Source organism: Streptomyces sp. NPDC039424, from assembly GCF_055639495.1.
On record NZ_JBVKAI010000013.1, the window covers coordinates 97,622 to 114,980 of the forward strand.

Sequence of the window (17,359 nt, forward strand, 5' to 3'; positions counted from 1 at the left end):
CCTTCGCCGAAGGAGCAGCTACGCCATGCCTACCAACGACAAGCCGGTCAATGGCCAGGACAACCCGTCCTTCCTCGACGTGCTCAGCCAGACGCCTCCGCCGTCGGTCCTCGAGCTGGGCGGCAAGCGCGGCACCAGGCGGCTCGCTCGGCTGCGCGCCGCGTGGAAGGAGTCCTGGCAGGAGGGCGGCTTCCTCTACCTGCGCCCGTAGCCAGCGCTTTTGTCCCGGGCCTCGGACGAGCAGCACACGGCGTCTTACCGATCGGCACCGAGCTGCTGCCCGAAGCCATCGACATCCAGCACGGGCAGTGCCTCCCGAACCGCCCGAGAATCGCTGCTCCTCGTCATCGACAGAGCCACCGGCTCGCCGAATGGGGTCGCGGTCGACGACAGCAGCCGCCACGGGACCGTGACCCAGGTGCCCTCGCGGTGGTCACGCAGCCAGACGAGCCAAATGTCGTAGGCGTTGACCGCCTGGATCGGATGCCACCTCCGCGCGGTAGATGGCATCCGACTGGCCGGGCGCCGGAACCAGCTACGCGCTCTGGGTCAGCAGACCGGCGTCGATGACCTCAGCGATAAGGGTGGCGCCGCGGCTGTTCTGGTGGATGTGGTCGGTCGTGAGCACGAGACCTCGCCGCCGCGAGATCGTGTCGAGGCTGCGGCGCAGCACTGCGTGCTGGACGAGGACGCCGACGGCCGCTGCGGGCGTCACCTCCCGGTATGAAATCGGCGGCGGGTCCGCTTGGCGCAGTTCCTCGACCTGGCGTTCGTGGAGCGGAAGGTAGGCCACCTCGTTGGTGGCGGCGACCTCGGCGATCATCCGGCTGTACGCCTGCGATGCCTGTGCCGCTGCTCCGTCGAGTTGTTGGCCGAGTACCGGTAGCGACAGCAGACCGATCGTCGCGTCGGTCTCCGCTCGCAGCCGTGCGACGACGGCTCCCAGGCACTGTTGGAACCAGCCGGCCGACGGGCGATCGGGGAGCTGTTTGCGCTTCATCGCCTGCTCGACGGGGTAGCCGGCAAGGCTCGCTCGGGCGTCGTTGGTCCCGATCAACACGGTGATCACATCGGGTGGGTTCGTGACGACGGCATCGAGGCGCTGCAAGAGGTTGTAGGCGAAGTCGCCGTTGGCGCCGAAACGGGCAAGCTGCACGTCACCGGGAGGGTGGCGTCGACCGAGAAGATCCAGGTAGTCGACGCTGAACTGCGCGCGGGTGAGGCTGTCGCCGAGGCACGCGATGCGTGTCGTCACGGCGCTTCCTCCGGGCTGGGCGTGCCGACGCGTTCGGTCGGGCGGGTGTCGGTCCGAGGACGGTGGTCAGTGCCGAGGGTCGCAGTGATGGCCAGGATGGACGTCGGCCCCTCCATGTCGACCACGTGCCATACCCCGGCCGGGTTGATGGTGGCCTCGCCCGGCCCGAGCAGAACGCGGTCGGGCACCCCGTCCACGTCGCGGGTGACCGTCACGGACCCGCTGAGGCAAACGACCAGTTCGTCGCCTGCAGGGTGGCTCTCCCAATGGTCGCCGAGCCCGTCGCCGTCGAAGATCATCACCATCCGGCCCTCGGCGCCGTCTGCCGCGACTGCGGCGCTGTAGGCCTGGAGCACCTCCGGGTCCCAGGTGAAGCCCTCGACGGGTTTCGCTCTCGATCCCAGTCCGAGGTGCACGGGGGTGGTCCGCAGGTCCATGGCATTCCGTTCGTGGTTGACGAGTCTCATGCCGACGATCGTCCACGACAGCGATCGGGCGGTCTTGAAGAAAAGGGAAGAGAAGCCGACGCGACGGGCAGACGGTTGGCGGCTACCCGGCTCCGAGGAGAACTTCGCTGCGACGCCAGGCTGTTGGCGATCGGCCCGTGAACTCGCGCCAGTCCCGAACGAGATGGGCCTGGTCGGCGTAGCCAGAGACGGTTGCCACATCGCCCCACGGGAGCGGGTCCTGCGCCGCCGCCAGTTCGTGCGCGTGCTCGAAGCGCAAGACTCGGGCGAAGGTCTTCGGCGACAGGCCCACCTCACCGCGAAACCGCTCGGTGAGGTACCGACGGCTCCAGCCGAGTTCCGCGGCGACCGCACCAACCTGGACGCAACCCCGCGCGGCGACGAGGCGGCGCCACGCCTCGGCTACCTCGGGGCGCACCCAGCGCACATGGTCGCCGCAGGCGCCACGGCTGACAGCTCGGAGGAGCAATTCGTCCAGCGCGGTGAACCGCGCCGCCCATGTTGTCGCCGATCGGAGCCGGTCGACCAGCTCGACAGCAAGCGCTCCGAGAAGCTCGTCAAGTGGGACCAGTCGGTGGGCGAGCTCGGCGGCGGGCATGCCGTAGATGGCCCGGGCCCCGAGCGGTGTCAGCGATACCTGAACACCTTGCTGGCGTCCGTCGTGGTGAATCGCGACGGACCGGCACATCAGACCGCCGGCCACGCTGCCGAATCGGGTGACCGGTGACCCGTCGTCAACGCCCGCCGCCACCTCCAAAGGATCTGACAGGCTGATCACCGCAGTGAGCGCGCGGCTCGGCGGGCCACAGTGCACCCCCGTCGGGAGCCCGCGGAGGTCGAAGCCGACATACGAGTCGACGTACTGCCGCAAGACAGGCGCCGGACGTGCACCGATCCCGGTGGCCGTGTGGTCCTCCATTTTCGTCAGTGTACGAGCCGCCCAGCCCAGGAAGATCACCATCCAAGGACTGATCACCGCCGTTTGCGGCTGGTGACGATCCTGCTGGCTTATTCGGTCACGCGGCGAGGGAGAGGTCGAGTCGGGCAAGGTGGCTGACGCGGGTGCGGTCGAGCGGGTGGCCGTTCCACCAGGCATCGAGGCGTACGAGGTTGAGCGCGACGGCGGAGAAGACGTGCTCCAGGTGGGTCTTCTGGAGACCGAGGTAGCGGGCACGTCTCATTCCGGTGACCGCGACGGCCTGGTGGATGGTTCCCTCGATGCCCGCGCGGGTTCCGTACTTGGCTCGCCACTGCTCGTCGCCCTGCTGGAGGCGGGCGTGGTTGAGGACTTCTTGAACCTCGCGGGGTTGCAGGGAGAGGGTTCGGCCGCCGGTCTTCGAGCGGGTGCACTGGTCGCGCACGGGGCAGGGGCGGCATGTCTCCTTGTTGAACTTGATGACGATGGCCATGGGTGTGCGCGCCGATGGCCACAAGGAACTCGTCGCGCTCGCCGAGGGTCTGCGTGAGTCGACCGAGTCCTGGGCCGACCTCCTGCGCGACTGCCGACGGCGCGGCATGCGGGATCCCGAGCTCGTCGGGGATGGCGCGATGGGCTTGTGGCGGGCCCTGGCGGAGGTGTTTCCACAGGCCAGACACCAGAGGTGCTGGGTTCACAAGACCCGCAACGTGGTCAACGCCCTGCCGAAGTCGGCCCAGCCCGGAGCGAAGAGGGCCCTGCAGGAAACATACAATGCCGAGGACCGCGACCACGCCGAGGAGGCGGTCAGGCAGTTCGAGCGGACCTACGGCGCGAAGTGGCCCAGGGCCGTGAAGAAGGTCACCGACGAAGTCGACGAGCTCCTGGCGTTCTACGGCTTCCCCGCCGAACACTGGGTGCATCTGAGAACGACAAATCCGATCGAATCCACCTTCAGTACGGCCAAGTTGAGGACCCGTGTCACCCGTGGCGCCGGCAGCCCCTCGGCGGCCCTGGCGATGGTGTTCAAGCTCGCGGAGTCTGCGCAGGCCCGCTGGAGGGCGGTCACCGCACCCCACCTCGTGGCCTTGGTCCGCAACGGGGCCGTCTTCAAGGACGGTCACCTCGTCGAACGCCCCGAGGAGGCTGCCGCGTGAGGCGGCGCACCGAGGCGCCCTGGATGGTTCTTGTCGGTCCGGCCGGCACCGGGAAGACCACCCTCGGCCGGGAACTCGCCGCACGGACGCACCGGCCGTTCGTCGATCTGGACGCCGCCGCGCAGGGGCACTACGCGGAGGTGGGCTGGAGCATCAACAGGGTGCGCGAGCGCATCGCCGTGGTTGGGCGTGTGGCCGCCGAAGCCGAGTGGGAGCCGGCCCGGGCGCACGCCGTGGCCCGTGCCGTCACCGATCATCCCGGTGCCGTCATCGCCCTGGGCGCGGGCCACACCAGCTACACCGACCGCCGCCATCAGACCATGGTCCGCACCGCGCTGAGCTGCTGCCCGGATGTGGTCCGTCTACTGCCCTCTCCCGACCGTGAGGGCTCCCTGGCCACCCTCCGACGGCGCTGCACCGAGAGCAAAGGGCGGTCCTGGATCATCGACGGACACGACTTCCTCGCCCACTGGCTCGATGACCCCGGCACCGAACAGGTCGCGACGCGGACGATCTACACCCACGACGAGTCCCCCTCCCAGACCGCAGCACGACTGCTCCTGATGAACTGATCAGCGAAGGACGGACACTCAGGACCCACAGGTATTGACAATTACTCGTCCATCTGTCGTTGGCAGGGCAAGGAAAGCAGTCGCGACATGGAGGCCGGGATGGGATGAGACGCCAAGCGTGCGAAGCAGGCGCGGCGGGACAGGCGCCTGCGCAGCGGATCCCGTACGGTGCCGTCGGCTGCTGTCCATGAGGTGCGCATCCCTGGACCTCCATGACGTCCTCTCCGTGATGCTTCCTCAGCCCAAGACCGGAGACTGGCGGGCGGACCTCATCGGCGTGGACAAGCTCTCCCTGCAGGCCGGCTCCGACGGCTGGCCGCTCATCAACGGGCACCGGGTCACTGAAGAGATGTGCGCCGCGTTGCAGGACAACCGCCCCGATCAGGCTGCCGACTTCGTCTTCGAGGACCTGGTCGCGGTGGCCAGGGAGATGGGACCGCCGGACCTCAGCAGCCTCGCTGGGGCCCTCACCGCCATGGGCGGGGGCTGCTCGGGCCTCCAGCTCCATCACCAGGACGGCAGCATGTCGTGTTCGCTCGGTGGGGATTGCCCTGGCGTTGCCCTTCCGCACGCCGGGTGGACCGACTGCCGCACACAGGGCCCTTGCGCCCACTGCGACGGCCCCCCGGTCCGGTGGGAGTGCGACCGGCAGGCAAGCTGAACACGGATACGCGTGCCGCCACGCGGCCACCGGTGGATACAACGGTGGCTACGACACCGAGCGGCCCGACCCCGGCAGCTCGAATGCCGGTGACTGCGTGCCCCACGGTATGTCCGGTGTGGGCTCAGTTCCTTGCCGTCAGCACTCTCGTGTGACTCCCAAGGGTGTTCTCACGACTCCTACGGGTGCCGGATTGGCTTTCCCGCCAGAGGTGGGTGCAGGATTCGCAGCGGAGCGTCAGGCGGCAACTGCTGGTGCAGAAAACGTCCTTGACCTCTTCGCGGGGGGTGGCGGTCTCAGCCAGGGAACGCATCTTCCCGCCCGACCATCGTGGTCCCGGCGCGCAAAAGGGGAGCCCCGAAGGTCGCACCCGAGCTTTGGACGGCGGAGGGTACGACCGAGGACTCCCCGGTGTCGCGTTGGGATCACATCGACCCGAGTGAAATCACGAGAGATGAATCCTGTTGCTACATCGCGGAACAGTACCGCAGCCAGACCGGTGTCCCGTCTTGCCCAGGTCAGCCAGGTGATCCCTGCCATCGTCGCGCTCTTGGCGATGACCGCCATCTGCCTGCTGGCTGCCGGCGGACATACGGGCCCGATCGCCGCTGTGGCGTTGTTCGGGGGCACCGTCTTCGCCAGCGGCACGATCGTCAACGTGACCGTCTATATCCGCCGCTGAGCCCGGTGGGCAGGCGCGGCTAGCATGCGAGGCGCCCCGACCCCGGCAACTGCAAGACACCGTTGGCGAATTCTGTGCCAACGGAGGTTGCCGCCTACCGTTGGCCCGCCGCCGGCGTTTGAGGGCGTCTCCCACAAGATCCACTGGGTCCTCGCCTTCATACCGGACGATGCCGAACGCTTCGAGGCGATCGACGCTCTCCGCTGGACGAGCGTGCCAGGGTGCGGCGCTGGACGACGGACCTGGCTGAAAAGCGAGTCGGGCAGCGCCCGGACCAGCCCGAGACGCCGTGGTCGCGGACGACACCGCCCGGCACATGGTCAACAAGGTGCACAGAGCCCTTGCCCCCCGGAGGAAGTCCTGGCCCCGGTTGAGTCTCCTGTGGGGGGAGACAGCATGCTGGGGGCATGGACCGCGACACGCTCTTTTCCATCGGAAAGTTGTCCCGCAGGACCGGCCTGACGGTGAAGACCATCCGGTTCTACTCCGACAAGGGCATCGTCCCGCCAGCCGACCGGAGTCCCGCGGGCTACCGGCTGTACGGCCTCGCCGCACTCACACGCCTGGACCTGGCCCGCACCCTGCGCGATCTCGGGCTGGACCTGGCGACCGTGCGCAAGGTGCTGGACCGGGAGGCATCCATATCGGAAGTCGCTGAAGTACACGCCAACGCTCGGGACGTACAGATCCAGACTCTCCGCCTGCGCCGGGCAATACTGCGAGCAGTCGCCAGGCGCGGCCCCACCACCATGGAGATGGACCTCATGCACCGACTCGCCACGCTTTGCCGGGCCGAACGGCACCAGTTGGTATCCGACTTCATCGACGACGCGTTCAGGGACCTTAACGACAACCCCGAGTTCGTGCCCCTGATGCGATCCGCCATTCCCGAGCTCCCCGATGATCCCGCGCCCGAACAAGCCGAGGCCTGGGTGGAACTCGCCGAACTCTGCCAGAACGCGGACTTCCGTATCGCGTTACGCCGCACAGCGGCGGACCAAGCGCAAGAGCCTTCCCAGCAAGACGTCAGCGCCCTGCAGGACGCTCTCAACCACGCGATGCGTGAACGATTCGACGAAGCCGTATCCGCCGGCATCCTCCCGGCCTTTGCCAAAGATGCACCCCGTGCCGACGCACTGGGCGGCCTCTACGGCTACGCATTCGAGCGTGCTGACGACGGGGATCTGCGCCGCTGGCTCCTCCCCCGCCTGCAGACAACCGCCGACCCACACACCGAGCGCTACTGGCAACTCGTGGCGACGATCAATGGATGGCCCGCATCACCAACACTCGCTCCCGTTTACACCTGGTTCGCCACCGCCTTCTGCCATGGCGATGACGACGATCACAAAGGCCTGATGCAATGAGGACGCGCGTCTTGAAATTCGGCTTGTACGCAGACGAGCAGGGGTTGGCATGGGTCAGCAAACTCGTCGAGGAGGCTGTGGGGTCCCGGAGCGCCCGGATCGTCGATGAGACCATCGTCCGCACTTTTCCCGGCAGCGAGCTGTCGACCGCTGACGTGTACGACCACCTGGCGGAACAGTGGGTCGTGGAACATCCTGCCCAGAGCAGTGGCGCACGGGAACCCATAGAGCTGCGCGTCCACTTACTGTGCTCCCTGCGGACGTGGCGGGCGATCCGCAAGACAGTGATCAAGACCCTGTGTCCAGAGGGCATGGCGCCGCACACCTGCCGTGTTCCATGGGCGGCTGCCTGAACGGGCTCGCGGTGCCCGACGGCACACGAGACAGCCACTGTGTCAGGAGTACCCGCAGAACTTCCACAGCGCCACGATCAGCGATCGGGACGGCACGCACATCGTTCTACTGGGCGGGCCGGAGGGTTGCCAGGTGAGATGTGCGAGTGCGGGCTCTGGGGGTGTCGTTCCACCATGCATTGAGGCGGTGGAAGTTCATCGCGGCCGCGGTGAGCGGATGCTGTAGCCGCGTCTTGGCCAGGCCGTGATACCGGCATCGCCGCAGACCGAAGGCTCGAACACCTTGGGAGATGGTGCCTTCGACACCAGCCCGGTGGGCGTACTGCTCCTTCCACTCCTGAGTGTCCTCCTGGGCTCGTGCCTGCTGAATCGCCTCATACTCCGCTTGCGGGCGGAGGGTGATCCGACGGCCCATGTCCCCATTGCTGTTGGAGCGGGTGCACTGCTCTCGGGACTTGCAGGGACGGCAGGCAGCCGTCGGAAAGCGCGCCCGGACCACGGCTGTCCCCTCCTGGGAGCGGTCTTCGATCCAACGACTGCTGATCACGCCGTTGGGACAGGTCACCTGTCGGTTCACCCAGTCGACGGCGAAGTCGGCCTGGGAGAAGCCGCCGTCCCTGGTCTGCCAACTGGTAGAGGCGAGGATCGGACCCACCAGGTTCACTTTGTGCTTCCGGCGGGCGGTGACCACTTCCCTGGCTGTCGGTAGCCCGCGTCGACCAGGTGGCAATCGGGCAGAAGGTCGCGCTCGGCGAGGTGGGCGTGGATCGGGGCGACCAGCCGCACGTCCTGGTCCGTGGAGTCGGTCGTGGCGACGTGGGTGATCAGGTTCGGACGGTCCGGCTCGCAGGTCTCGGTGAGGTGGACCTTGTAGCCGTCCCAGAAAACGCCGCGCTTCACGCTGCCCCGCGCGTCGGTGTCATAGGGCGTAACCAGCCGCTCCGCGCCCGGCTGCCGGTCCTTGAGGTCCCGGCGACGAACTTGTCCGTTATCGACGAAGTACTGCTGAATCCACATCCTCCGAAGGGTCTGGACCCGGCCAAGCAGCCGTAGGGACGCGGGGGCGTCGGGCGCGTACAGGGCGGCAAGCAGTCTCAGGCCGTCGGCGCCGATCAGCTCGGTCTGCTTGGCCTTCCCTTTGGGCAGCCGGGTCTCCTCGAACCGGATTGCGTACCGGTCGAACCATTCAGGCGGAACCCACCCAGCCAGCCACTCCGGCTCGTGGGCCGCCACGCTGTTCAACGCGGCCCGCAGGGTTTCACCGAGCCGCACCAGCCCGTTGATCTGCCGGGCGGCGGACAACACGATCGTGGAGTCCGTACGCGCACGGCCAACGGCCTTGAGCAAGCCGTGCTCCGCAGCGGCCTCAAGGACACGGTCCAAGAGCTCGACCCCGGCGTCTCCCGCGATCAGCCGGTCCCTGAACTCGGTGAGCACTGAGTGGTCGAAGCCCGGGTCGGCCAGCTCCAGCCGCAGCAAGTACTTCCAGTCCGGCCGCCCGCGCACCGCGTCCGCGGCCTGCCGGTCCGACAGGCCCTCGGCGAACTGCATGACTGAGACGAGCGCCAGCCTGCCCGGTGACCACGCCGAGGGCCGGGCCCCGGCAGCTGCGATGCCGGGACCCGGCCCGTGGGTCTGCCGACCGGGTCACGCGGCGGGGCAGAGGGCGCCGCCCGCCTGGTCACCACCGGCCGTCGACGCATCCTGCGGCTGGCTCACCACTGGCCCTGGACCGACACGATCAACAGCGCCTTCACCCGGCTGAAAGCCCTGCCGAACCCCAACTGACCAGCGACAACGACCCACCCCGACGAGCAGCCGAACACCTCCGAATCCGTGGAACCCGGCTCCCACCCGACGCGACAGCCGGGCCCTCAGCGGCCGGTCAGGGCGAGTAGGGGCATCCAGGCCAGCAGGTCGAGGGCGATCTGAACGATCTCCAGCCAGATCTGGTTCTGCGCGGTGTCGTGGAGAGGGAGATTGCGCAGACCGGTGGCACGGGCGGCGCGGATGCGGTCCTCGGCACGGGCCCGCTGCCGGTGGCGCAGTTCGAGGGCGGCGATCGCCTCGCTGGCCGTGTTGGTGGCGAAGCAGGTCAACCGCATGCCGTCGGCGTCGGTGAAACGCAACTGGGCACCGGGGTGCGGCCGCTCCTTGCGCACGATCAGCCGCAGGCCCTTCGGCCAACCCGTCAGGCAGTCGCCGGCGAGTTCGGCCACCCAGGCGCCGTCGCGGATGTCGCCGTCGGGTTCCACGGCCGGCGTCCAGGCCGAGGCCGGGACCTTCAGGACGGCCTGGTGGACGGCGTCGGTGATGGTCATCCCGACCGAGTACGACAGCCACCGCCCGCGCCAGGCGAGCCAGGCGACGAACTCGTGGGTGCCGCCGCCGGAGTCGCGCGTCTGCGGCCGTCCAGGAACCGCAGCATGCGGGTGACGGAGCCGGCTGGCTCTACCACGACGACGTACGCGGTGCGCGCGACCGCGTCCACGAGATCGGGAGGCTGCGTGCTGAGCATCGGAGAGGACTGAAATCCCGACGGCGGCAACGTGGCGGTGAACGAGCCGTCCGCGTGCAGGGCGAAGCTGCCCCCGACCAGCGGGCCGCAGGCCCGATTCACCTGCCATCCGTTCGGTGCGCCGTCCGCCCCGATGACAATGTTCGCCGGGATACCGCTGGCATCACGCCACGACGAGACTCCGCGGCCTGCATAGTCCGGATGCTCGGGCAGGTCGGGCGAGGAGGTCTGGGCCGGCAGGCGGTCTGCGAGGCCGGTGACGGTACGCGGCAGACATCGACAGGCGGTCGCCCATCTACAACACGATCTCCCCCAACCACATCCTTCAAGCAGCAAGGGACGAGGACCGCAAGGCGACATGGCCGGAGTTCATCCTCGCGATGATGGCGACGCTCTCAATGACGGCCAGCGAGAGGCACGAGTACCTCAACCGCACACAGCCGCTCGTCGACGCCATGTGGACGGACGGAGACCGTCAGTGGATAGTGCAGGCGAAGCACTCTCCGGCACCCATCGACGCGGACCCCGAAGAAGGCGAGCAATAGTGCCGGTCCGCCGCATCGTCGGCCAGCCGGCCCGCGAGCCGCAGACGTTCCGCGCGCGACTGCCTCCGCCGTCCGCGGTTGGGCCGAGGTGATCAGCGGGCAGGGTCGAGAAGGATCTTGCGGACGCCGTCGGCGCGGCTGTTGAACAGGTCGTAGGCCGCGGGGCCCTCGGAGAGGGCGAAGCGGTGGGAGACCACGACCTCCGGCGTGATCCGGCCTGCCTGGGTGAGGGCGATCAGGGGAGGGAGTTCATAGTGGGTCGAGCACAGTCCGATGGCGAACTCCAGCTCCTTGACCTGGGCCATTCCCATGTGGAAGGGGAAGGCCTTGTTCTGGCTGACCCCGATGACGCTGACCCGTCCCGCCTGCCGGACGGCTTTGAGGGCGAGCTGGATGGTGGCGTCCGAGCCCACGGCCTCCACGACGGCGTCCGGTCCGCGTCCTGCGGTCATCTCCCGTATTGCCGTCCGTGCGTCCTCGCCTTCGACCGGTTCGACGCCGAGGGTGGCGGCGAAGGCGCGGCGCTCAGCGACCAGGTCGGCGCCCAGCACACGGGCGGCGCCCATGGCAAAGGCGGATTGTGCGGCCATGAGGCCGACCGGCCCGAGGCCGACGACGAGGACGGTTTCGCCGGGCTGGATGCGGGCGCGACGGCAGCCGTACCAGGCGGTGGGGGCGTTGTCCGTCAGGACGACCGCGGCCTCGTCGGAGATGCCGTCGGGCAAGTGCACCAGGTTGACCTCCGCATGGGGCACGGCCAGGACCTGGGCCTGACTGCCCTGGAGCTTGGGACTGACTCCGTAGCAGAGGTCCGTCGGGGCCTGGGCGCGCTCGCACCTGGCGGTGAGCCCCTTCGCGCAGGTTGCGCACAGGGTGCAGCCGACCGAGGCGGGAACCAGGACCCGGTCGCCGGGCTTGAAGCGGGTGACCTGGCTACCGGTGTCGACGACCACGCCGACGCACTCGTGTCCCGGGGTGTAGCCGGCCTCCGGGCTGAACCCGTTGCCGCTGTATATGTGCAGGTCGCTGCCGCAGATACCGGCCGTGGTGACCTGGACGACCGCGTCGGTGGGGCTGGTGACGGCCGGGTCGGGGACGTCCCCGTAGCGGATGTCGTGACGGCCCTGGTAGGTCAGCGCCTTCACCGGACCCCTCCGTCCGGTCGCAGGGCGGCGTCCGTACGGAACGAGGTGGCGGGATGCAGGGCGTCGGGGTCGTTCTCGAAGTCCCGGGGCATGGATGGTCTCCCACGTATACCAAAATGCTTGAATCAATTATTAATGCAAGCGTATCACTTTGGCATGATGCCGCTACCATGGCCTCCGTGACAGCGCAAGAGACGCCCGAGCCCCGCATGCCGCCCCGGAGCCGGGAGCTCCGTGACACCCGCGGCAAGCTCATCCGGGCCGCCGAGCAGTTGTTCGCGGCGAATGGCGTCGACGGTGTCTCGCTCAGTGAGATCAAACGGGCTGCGGATCAGCGCAACGCGATGGCCCTGCAGTACCACTTCGGCGACAGGGCGGGGCTGCTGCGCGCCGTACTCGACAAGCACCTCCCTGCGGTGGACGCTCGCCGGGAGGTGCTGCTGCAGCAGTACGAGGACAGCGGGGCCGCCGACCTTCGCTCGCTGGCCGCCGCCCTGGTGCTGCCGGCCGCCGCGAAACTCGCGGACCCCGACGGCGGACGCGAGTTCCTGCAGATCGTGGCCGAACTGCTCAACCGGCCCGAACCTCTGGTCGAGCTCATCGTGCCGAACGAGAGCTCAAGCATCTACGCGTGGCGGCGCCTGCTGGACCCTCTGCTGACTCCCGAGTCGACCGCGGTGCTCCACACCCGCTTCACTGCCATGCGCTTCTGCCACGCCGAACTCGCCACCCGTGCCGCCGCCCGCCCTCGCAGGGACGACCGGTTGTTCACCAGCCGGCTGGTCGACCTGGTCACCGCGCTGCTGGCCGCACCGGTGTCCGAACAGACCGCACGACTGCTGCACGAGCGAGACCTGAAGGACCGCACCGGCCAGCAGGCTCCGGCGCGCTGACCGAGCCGCCCTTAGAGGACGGTTCGTGACTCTTGAGGGGTTCTATCGTCGCCTGATGGTGTGGGTGCCGGCGGAATCTGCTGGTACTCAGCTGGTGGTCTGTTGGGGTGGTGGGGTGAGTGAACGCAAGCCGTACCCGAGCGACTTATCGGACGAGCAGTGGTCGTTGATCGAGCAGGTGATCACCGCCTGGAAGGACCGGCACCGCTCGGTCAGTGGTTACCAGGGCGCCTACGTGATGCGGGAGATCGTGAACGCGATCCTCTACCAGGGGCGGACCGGCTGTCAGTGGGTCTATCTCCCGCACGATCTGCCGCCGAAGAGTGCGACGTACTACTACTTCGCTGCCTGGCGGGACGACGGGACCGACCAGGTCATCCACGAACTGCTGCGCTGGCGTTGTCACGTTGTTGGGTGTGTGACTGCCTGACGGCGCGTGGGGGCAGGGTGGGCTTGGGAGCCGGGCCTGTGCTCAGGCCGCGGTGGCGAGGTCGGCGACTCCGGTGATGTGCTCGCCAGATGGCGAAGCGGACGGTCATCTCGGCTCGGTAGTCGTGTGCGGGCATCAGATGGCGGCGGGGCCGGAAGTGGGGCGAGATACCGCTGAACGCGGCCAGGAACCGCTGGGCCCCGCCCGTGGAGCGGAAGCCTTTCATCGCCCGTTCGCGCTGTCTGGTGGGCTGGTGGCTGTTTTCCGCCCGGTTGTTCAGGCCTTTGTGTGAGCGGTGCTCGACGGAGGGCATGACCTCGCGGTGGGCCGCGCCGTAGGAGCGGAGCTTGTCGGTGACGATCACCCGCGGCACCGCCCCCGTCCTCTTCATCAGGCGGCGGAAGAAGCGCTTGGCCGCGGCCTTGTCCCGGCGGTTCTGCACCAGGATGTCCAGGACGTTGCCGTTTTGGTCGACGGCCCGCCACAGGTGTTGCAACCGCCCGTTGATCTTGATGAAGACCTCGTCCAGGTGCCATTTGTCCCCAGGCCGAGGCTGCCGGCGGCGCAGCGCGTTGGCGTAAGCCTGCCCGAACTTGGCGCACCAGCGACGGACCGTCTCCCAGGAGACGACGATCCCGCGCTCGAACATCAACTCCTCGACCTCGCGCAATGACAGCGGGAAGCGGAAGTACAGCCACACACAGTGGGAGATGACCTCGACCGGGTACCGGTGCCCCTTGTACGACAGCGACACGGACCCCACAGACAGCCCCTCCAGCACGATCAACCAGAAGATCATCCCACCGGTCAGCCAACGTGACAGTGCCATTGGCTCGGCCGCCCGCCGACGCCGTCCCCTACGTCCTGAGTGAGGCGGCTGGCCCGCATGCGGGACGAGGCTGGGGTCCGTGAGGGGGCCGAAACCGCCTACCGGCAGGCCGCTGGCCCCGGCACCATCGACGCCGCAGGCTTGCCTTTCTGGTGGACTGGAAGGTTGTGGCCGTACGGACTTGATTCGGACGGCACACTCACGCCCTTCCTGGTGGAAGGTTCCGTCGGCCGACGGCGGGAGGCGCCGGCGGAGTGGCGAAGCCATCTGTTACCGGGTTTACGAGGCAGGCACGGATGGCGTGCCAGCACTCGGGAAGACCCAGCCACTACCGACTACCTGGTGATCTGCTGTTTCCGCGTTACTGACTTCGGCTCGTCGGGGTGAATCTTTGCGAAGCCCCTGATGGGTGTGGGTGGGTGGCTGTATCCGTGCGGTGTGAGATATGCGGATGGGGGCGGGCTGACCCCTGCGGGACGTCGGCGCCGGGAGTCGGTGCGGATGCAGGCGGCCGAGTGGTTCGAGCAGGAGATCAAGCCGTCGGAGGTCGCTCGGCGGCTACGGGTGAGCGTGAAGTCGCCCGCTGCCTGAGATACGATCGACCGTATGGGTAGTGCCATGGCTGATGTCACCGACAAACGGCTCCTGCGCGGTGCCCGGACCCGGAAGGCCGTGTTGAGGCGGGCGGTCGACATCGCCTCGCTCGACGGTCTCGAAGGGGTCAGTTTTGGCCGTCTGGCCGCGGACACAGGGCACAGCAAGGCGGGCATCCAGACGCTCTTCAAGACGAAGGAGGCGCTGCAGCTGGCGGCCATCGACTTCGCTCGCGAGATGTTCATCGACAACGTCATCCGGCCGGCCAGGTCCGCGCCGCACGGCGTCGCACGGCTGCGCGCGCTGCTCGACGCGTGGGTCGTCTACGCCACGACCCCATTGTTCGAGGGTGGATGCTTCCGGGCCGCGAACCTCGCGGAGTACGACGGCAGGTCCGGGCCCGTCCATGACGCGCTCTTCCGCGACCAGCAGGAGTGGCTCGATGTCATCTCTGGCGAACTGCGGCATGCCATCGACCACGGTGAGATCGCGGACCTGGACGTCGAACTCGCCGTCTTCCAGATCGATGCGGTGCTGTGCGCCGCCAACATGGCTCTGCGGCTCGGGGACGACAGCGCGGTGAGCAAGGTCCGGCGCATTGTCGAGGGCCTGCTGGCGGCCCCCGAGTAGCGCGTCGGCGAGCCGGGTTCAGGAGGAGTGGCCGGGTGTCGTCCGGGCAGGCGGCCTGCCCGGACGACACTTGCGCTGGGTTCTCGTACTCACGACTCGGTCGGCGGCCGTTTCGGCAGGAGGAAGACGGCGAAGCCCGCGATGACGGCGAAGACCAACACCCCGAAGGATGCGAGGGCAAAGGCGTGTCCGGCCGCGGCGACCCTGCCGACTGCCGCTGGATGGAAGGAACTGAAGAAGACCGCTCCGACGACAGCGACGCCCAGCGCTCCGCCGACCTGCTGGGCCGTGGACAGGACCCCTGACGCGACACCGGCCGACTCGGGCTTGACGCGGCTCAGCACCGTGTTGAGGGCCGGTGTGATGACCAGTCCGCCACCGACGCTCTGGAGAACGAGGGTGGGGATCACGAGCAGCGGTGTGATCCGGGGGCCGGACACCAGCAGGAGGCCGGTGGCCAGATACCCGGACGCCAGTATGATCGCCCCGACCTCGAGGACGCGTCGCCCGTACTTCGGGATGATCCGGCTCGCCACCATGCTGAACACGAAGAACGCGGTGGCCGCCGGCGCCTGGACCAGGCCAGCGCCGAGCGCCGACATGCCGAGGCCCTGCTGCATCGTCACCGACAGGGCCAGGTAGTACGAGTAGATCAGCGCGTACAGAGCGAGGACGAGGACGAGCCCGATCGAGAGCGAGCGCTGGTGGAACAGCGTCAGCGGTACCAGCGGATCGCCGCCCCGCCGTTCCAGGCGCCGCTCGATCGAGACGAACAGGCCGAACGCGACCGCGCTGCCGGCGAAGCAGGCCCAGACCCATCCTGGCCAGCCTGCCTCCTGCCCCTGGATCAGCGGGAGCGCCAGGAGGAAGAGGGCCGCGCTGAGGACCAGGACGCCGGGCATGTCCAGCTTGCGGGTGGAGGCTGAGGCGGTCCGCGGCACGTGGCGCACGGCGAGCAGGATCAGGGCGATTCCGATCGGCACGTTCACCCAGAACACCATGCGCCAGCCGGAGTCGAACAGGTCGGCGCCGATCAGCAGTCCGCCGATGACCTGTCCGCCGATGGTGGCCATGCCCATGACGATGCCGACCACGCCGTACACGCTGTGCCGCCTCGCCGCCGGCACCAGCACCGTGACGAACGCGAACACCTGGGGGACCATCAGGGCGGCCCCCAGGCCCTGGACGACACGTGCGACTATCAGGCTGCCCGCGTTCGGCGACAGCGCGCAGGCGACTGACGCCAGCGTGAACAGAGCCACCCCGAGAAGGAAGATCCGCTTGCGGCCCACCAGGTCGGCCAGGCGAGTCGCGGTGATGATGAATACCGCGTAACTGAGCTGATAGCCCGCCAGAACCCACTGGACATCGCTGTCGGAGGCGTGCAGGTCCGCCACGATCGAGGGGTCGGCGACCACGACGATGAACGAGTCGAGGACCGCCATGAACAGGGCGGCCAGGACGACCGTCATCGTCATCCACGGAACAGCGTCAGCTTTCGCTGCCACTAAGGGCTGGGTAGCTGCCTGCTGACTACTTGCCACGATAAGAGACCTCTTTGCTCGTCAGGGTCGGTTGTTCGGCAGAGGCGGAAGGGGGACCGATGCGGTGTTCCCCCAGGAAATCGGCCAGCTTCTTGACCACCTCGGCCGCCATCACGGCCTGCCCCGAGGTGGAGAAGTGGAGACCGTCCTCGCTGAGCAGGTTCCGGCGGTCGTTGACAGGGTGATCCCACATGTCCACCACGATGGCTTCGTGTTCGGCGGCCAGACCGCGCACGATCTCGTTGACCGCGGCGATCCGCTCCGGCCAGTCGGGGAAGACCGGGAGTGCGTACGCCCTGCCGAGCGTGAAGGTGGCCAGGAGGGCGCCGGTCCCCTTCGCCACGTCGTACATCCGACGGAGCGTTCGCTCTATCTCTGCGAAGTCCGGCTTGAGCCGCGCGATGTCGTTGGCCCCGCACGGCAGGTGGAGCAGGTCCGGGGAGAACTCGACCGCGCGGGCCGCCTGGTTCTCGAGCGTCCGGGCGGTTGTCGCACCGGTCTCGGCGACATTGAGGTACTCCAGATCCGGCCGGAGAGACCGCAGGACATCGGCGACACGGTCCGGCCATCCCTGGTGCCGGTAGCCGGGGGTGGGATCGCCGGTCCCCGCGGAGAGGCTGTCGCCGATGACGGCGTACCTGCCCCACGGGGCCCCGGTCAGCATTGCCACGGCATCCGCCTGGTTCAGGCAGAACGGGTCGGTCGACTCGGTGAAGACGGGATACGTCATGGAAAAAGAACGTACAGTCGACCGTATGTTTTCTCAAGAGCGTTCATCAGCACCCGGTCACGACCCGGGGA

Annotated in this window: 18 protein-coding genes and 5 pseudogenes; 12 read left to right on the top strand and 11 right to left on the bottom strand. The window is 68.1% G+C overall.

Annotation, left to right across the window (positions count from 1 at the left end; genetic code table 11):
- Positions 1 to 25 precede the first annotated feature (25 nt).
- Positions 26 to 211 carry a hypothetical protein gene (locus ACZ7L0_RS28620; protein WP_471245420.1) on the top strand — a complete coding sequence of 62 codons (186 nt, stop codon included), beginning with the start codon at positions 26 to 28 and terminating at the stop codon, positions 209 to 211.
- Positions 212 to 535: 324 nt separating this feature from the next.
- On the opposite strand, the gene ACZ7L0_RS28625 is transcribed toward ACZ7L0_RS28620, so the two are convergent.
- From ACZ7L0_RS28625 to ACZ7L0_RS28640, 4 genes are all read right to left on the bottom strand, one after another.
- Entirely contained in the window at positions 536 to 1,255 is a 720-nt protein-coding gene (locus ACZ7L0_RS28625) for an SGNH/GDSL hydrolase family protein (protein ID WP_471245421.1), read from the bottom strand.
- Positions 1,252 to 1,722 (bottom strand): cupin domain-containing protein, encoded by a 471-nt coding sequence (locus ACZ7L0_RS28630; protein ID WP_351267672.1) that lies wholly within the window; start codon positions 1,720 to 1,722, stop codon positions 1,252 to 1,254. The genes ACZ7L0_RS28625 and ACZ7L0_RS28630 overlap by 4 nt, the downstream gene beginning before the upstream one ends.
- Positions 1,723 to 1,804: 82 nt before the next feature.
- Positions 1,805 to 2,641: a helix-turn-helix domain-containing protein gene (locus tag ACZ7L0_RS28635; RefSeq protein WP_471245422.1), complete on the bottom strand. Its 837-nt coding sequence runs from the start codon at positions 2,639 to 2,641 to the stop codon at positions 1,805 to 1,807.
- Positions 2,642 to 2,738: 97 nt separating this feature from the next.
- The gene (locus tag ACZ7L0_RS28640; RefSeq protein ID WP_471245560.1) at positions 2,739 to 3,125 is read right to left on the bottom strand and encodes a transposase; all 387 of its coding nucleotides are present in this window, start codon (positions 3,123 to 3,125) and stop codon (positions 2,739 to 2,741) included.
- Positions 3,126 to 3,129: 4 nt separating this feature from the next.
- Here ACZ7L0_RS28640 and ACZ7L0_RS28645 point away from each other — a divergent pair.
- The 6 genes and pseudogenes from ACZ7L0_RS28645 to ACZ7L0_RS28670 all read left to right on the top strand — a co-directional run.
- Positions 3,130 to 3,795: pseudogene (locus ACZ7L0_RS28645) on the top strand (IS256 family transposase); the annotation flags it as partial.
- Positions 3,792 to 4,367 carry a shikimate kinase gene (locus tag ACZ7L0_RS28650; RefSeq protein ID WP_471245423.1) on the top strand — a complete coding sequence of 192 codons (576 nt, stop codon included), beginning with the start codon at positions 3,792 to 3,794 and terminating at the stop codon, positions 4,365 to 4,367. The pseudogene ACZ7L0_RS28645 and the gene ACZ7L0_RS28650, both read left to right, overlap by 4 nt.
- Before the next feature lie 187 nt (positions 4,368 to 4,554).
- The gene (locus tag ACZ7L0_RS28655; protein ID WP_471245424.1) at positions 4,555 to 5,028 is read left to right on the top strand and encodes a hypothetical protein; all 474 of its coding nucleotides are present in this window, start codon (positions 4,555 to 4,557) and stop codon (positions 5,026 to 5,028) included.
- A gap of 499 nt (positions 5,029 to 5,527) precedes the next feature.
- The gene (locus ACZ7L0_RS28660; RefSeq protein ID WP_471245425.1) at positions 5,528 to 5,710 is read left to right on the top strand and encodes a hypothetical protein; all 183 of its coding nucleotides are present in this window, start codon (positions 5,528 to 5,530) and stop codon (positions 5,708 to 5,710) included.
- A gap of 407 nt (positions 5,711 to 6,117) precedes the next feature.
- Positions 6,118 to 7,077, top strand: coding sequence for a MerR family transcriptional regulator (locus ACZ7L0_RS28665; RefSeq protein ID WP_471245426.1), 960 nt, complete (start codon positions 6,118 to 6,120; stop codon positions 7,075 to 7,077).
- An 11-nt stretch (positions 7,078 to 7,088) separates the two neighbouring features.
- Positions 7,089 to 7,430 carry a hypothetical protein gene (locus tag ACZ7L0_RS28670; RefSeq protein WP_471245427.1) on the top strand — a complete coding sequence of 114 codons (342 nt, stop codon included), beginning with the start codon at positions 7,089 to 7,091 and terminating at the stop codon, positions 7,428 to 7,430.
- Positions 7,431 to 7,536: 106 nt separating this feature from the next.
- Here the strand turns inward: ACZ7L0_RS28670 and ACZ7L0_RS28675 are convergent, their stop codons facing one another.
- The gene (locus tag ACZ7L0_RS28675) at positions 7,537 to 8,121 is read right to left on the bottom strand and encodes a transposase (RefSeq protein WP_471245428.1); all 585 of its coding nucleotides are present in this window, start codon (positions 8,119 to 8,121) and stop codon (positions 7,537 to 7,539) included.
- Entirely contained in the window at positions 8,091 to 9,044 is a 954-nt protein-coding gene (locus ACZ7L0_RS28680) for a transposase (protein WP_471245561.1), read from the bottom strand. Before ACZ7L0_RS28680 ends, ACZ7L0_RS28675 begins: the two co-directional genes overlap by 31 nt.
- 15 nt (positions 9,045 to 9,059) lie before the next feature.
- Here ACZ7L0_RS28680 and ACZ7L0_RS28685 point away from each other — a divergent pair, with 15 nt between their 5' ends.
- Positions 9,060 to 9,218, top strand: coding sequence for a hypothetical protein (locus ACZ7L0_RS28685; protein WP_471245571.1), 159 nt, complete (start codon positions 9,060 to 9,062; stop codon positions 9,216 to 9,218).
- A gap of 89 nt (positions 9,219 to 9,307) precedes the next feature.
- Here ACZ7L0_RS28685 and ACZ7L0_RS28690 read toward each other — a convergent pair.
- Together ACZ7L0_RS28690 and ACZ7L0_RS28695 are read right to left on the bottom strand one after the other, a co-directional pair.
- Positions 9,308 to 9,826, bottom strand: a pseudogene (locus ACZ7L0_RS28690) (transposase); the annotation flags it as partial.
- 759 nt (positions 9,827 to 10,585) lie between these two features.
- The gene (locus tag ACZ7L0_RS28695; protein ID WP_471245429.1) at positions 10,586 to 11,638 is read right to left on the bottom strand and encodes an alcohol dehydrogenase catalytic domain-containing protein; all 1,053 of its coding nucleotides are present in this window, start codon (positions 11,636 to 11,638) and stop codon (positions 10,586 to 10,588) included.
- 179 nt (positions 11,639 to 11,817) lie between these two features.
- On the opposite strand from ACZ7L0_RS28695, the gene ACZ7L0_RS28700 reads away from it, so the two are divergent.
- Both ACZ7L0_RS28700 and ACZ7L0_RS28705 read left to right on the top strand, forming a co-directional pair.
- The gene (locus ACZ7L0_RS28700) at positions 11,818 to 12,531 is read left to right on the top strand and encodes a TetR/AcrR family transcriptional regulator (protein ID WP_359125234.1); all 714 of its coding nucleotides are present in this window, start codon (positions 11,818 to 11,820) and stop codon (positions 12,529 to 12,531) included.
- A gap of 115 nt (positions 12,532 to 12,646) precedes the next feature.
- A pseudogene (locus ACZ7L0_RS28705) lies at positions 12,647 to 12,925 on the top strand (transposase); the annotation flags it as partial.
- A gap of 121 nt (positions 12,926 to 13,046) precedes the next feature.
- Here ACZ7L0_RS28705 and ACZ7L0_RS28710 read toward each other — a convergent pair.
- Positions 13,047 to 13,760: pseudogene (locus ACZ7L0_RS28710) on the bottom strand (IS6 family transposase); the annotation flags it as partial.
- 468 nt (positions 13,761 to 14,228) lie between these two features.
- Between ACZ7L0_RS28710 and ACZ7L0_RS28715 the strand changes: the two are divergent.
- Positions 14,229 to 14,369 (top strand): annotated as a pseudogene (locus ACZ7L0_RS28715) (IS630 family transposase); the annotation flags it as partial.
- 27 nt (positions 14,370 to 14,396) lie between these two features.
- Positions 14,397 to 15,014, top strand: a complete 618-nt coding sequence (locus tag ACZ7L0_RS28720) for a TetR/AcrR family transcriptional regulator (RefSeq protein WP_471245430.1) — start codon at positions 14,397 to 14,399, stop codon at positions 15,012 to 15,014.
- 89 nt (positions 15,015 to 15,103) lie between these two features.
- On the opposite strand, the gene ACZ7L0_RS28725 is transcribed toward ACZ7L0_RS28720, so the two are convergent.
- Together ACZ7L0_RS28725 and ACZ7L0_RS28730 are read right to left on the bottom strand one after the other, a co-directional pair.
- Positions 15,104 to 16,492: an MFS transporter gene (locus ACZ7L0_RS28725; protein WP_471245431.1), complete on the bottom strand. Its 1,389-nt coding sequence runs from the start codon at positions 16,490 to 16,492 to the stop codon at positions 15,104 to 15,106.
- A 55-nt stretch (positions 16,493 to 16,547) separates the two neighbouring features.
- On the bottom strand, positions 16,548 to 17,288 hold the full coding sequence (locus tag ACZ7L0_RS28730) for an SGNH/GDSL hydrolase family protein (RefSeq protein WP_471245432.1): 741 nt from the start codon (positions 17,286 to 17,288) through the stop codon (positions 16,548 to 16,550).
- Between the last annotated feature and the right edge of the window lie 71 nt (positions 17,289 to 17,359).

Coding starts and splice junctions, on each gene's coding strand:
- ACZ7L0_RS28620 (WP_471245420.1), top strand. CDS start 26: ATGCCTACCAACGACAAGCCGGTCAATGGCCAGGACAACCCGTCCTTC.
- ACZ7L0_RS28630 (WP_351267672.1), bottom strand. CDS start 1,722: ATGAGACTCGTCAACCACGAACGGAATGCCATGGACCTGCGGACCACC.
- ACZ7L0_RS28635 (WP_471245422.1), bottom strand. CDS start 2,641: ATGGAGGACCACACGGCCACCGGGATCGGTGCACGTCCGGCGCCTGTC.
- ACZ7L0_RS28655 (WP_471245424.1), top strand. CDS start 4,555: ATGAGGTGCGCATCCCTGGACCTCCATGACGTCCTCTCCGTGATGCTT.
- ACZ7L0_RS28665 (WP_471245426.1), top strand. CDS start 6,118: ATGGACCGCGACACGCTCTTTTCCATCGGAAAGTTGTCCCGCAGGACC.
- ACZ7L0_RS28720 (WP_471245430.1), top strand. CDS start 14,397: ATGGGTAGTGCCATGGCTGATGTCACCGACAAACGGCTCCTGCGCGGT.
- ACZ7L0_RS28725 (WP_471245431.1), bottom strand. CDS start 16,492: ATGACGATGACGGTCGTCCTGGCCGCCCTGTTCATGGCGGTCCTCGAC.
- ACZ7L0_RS28730 (WP_471245432.1), bottom strand. CDS start 17,288: ATGACGTATCCCGTCTTCACCGAGTCGACCGACCCGTTCTGCCTGAAC.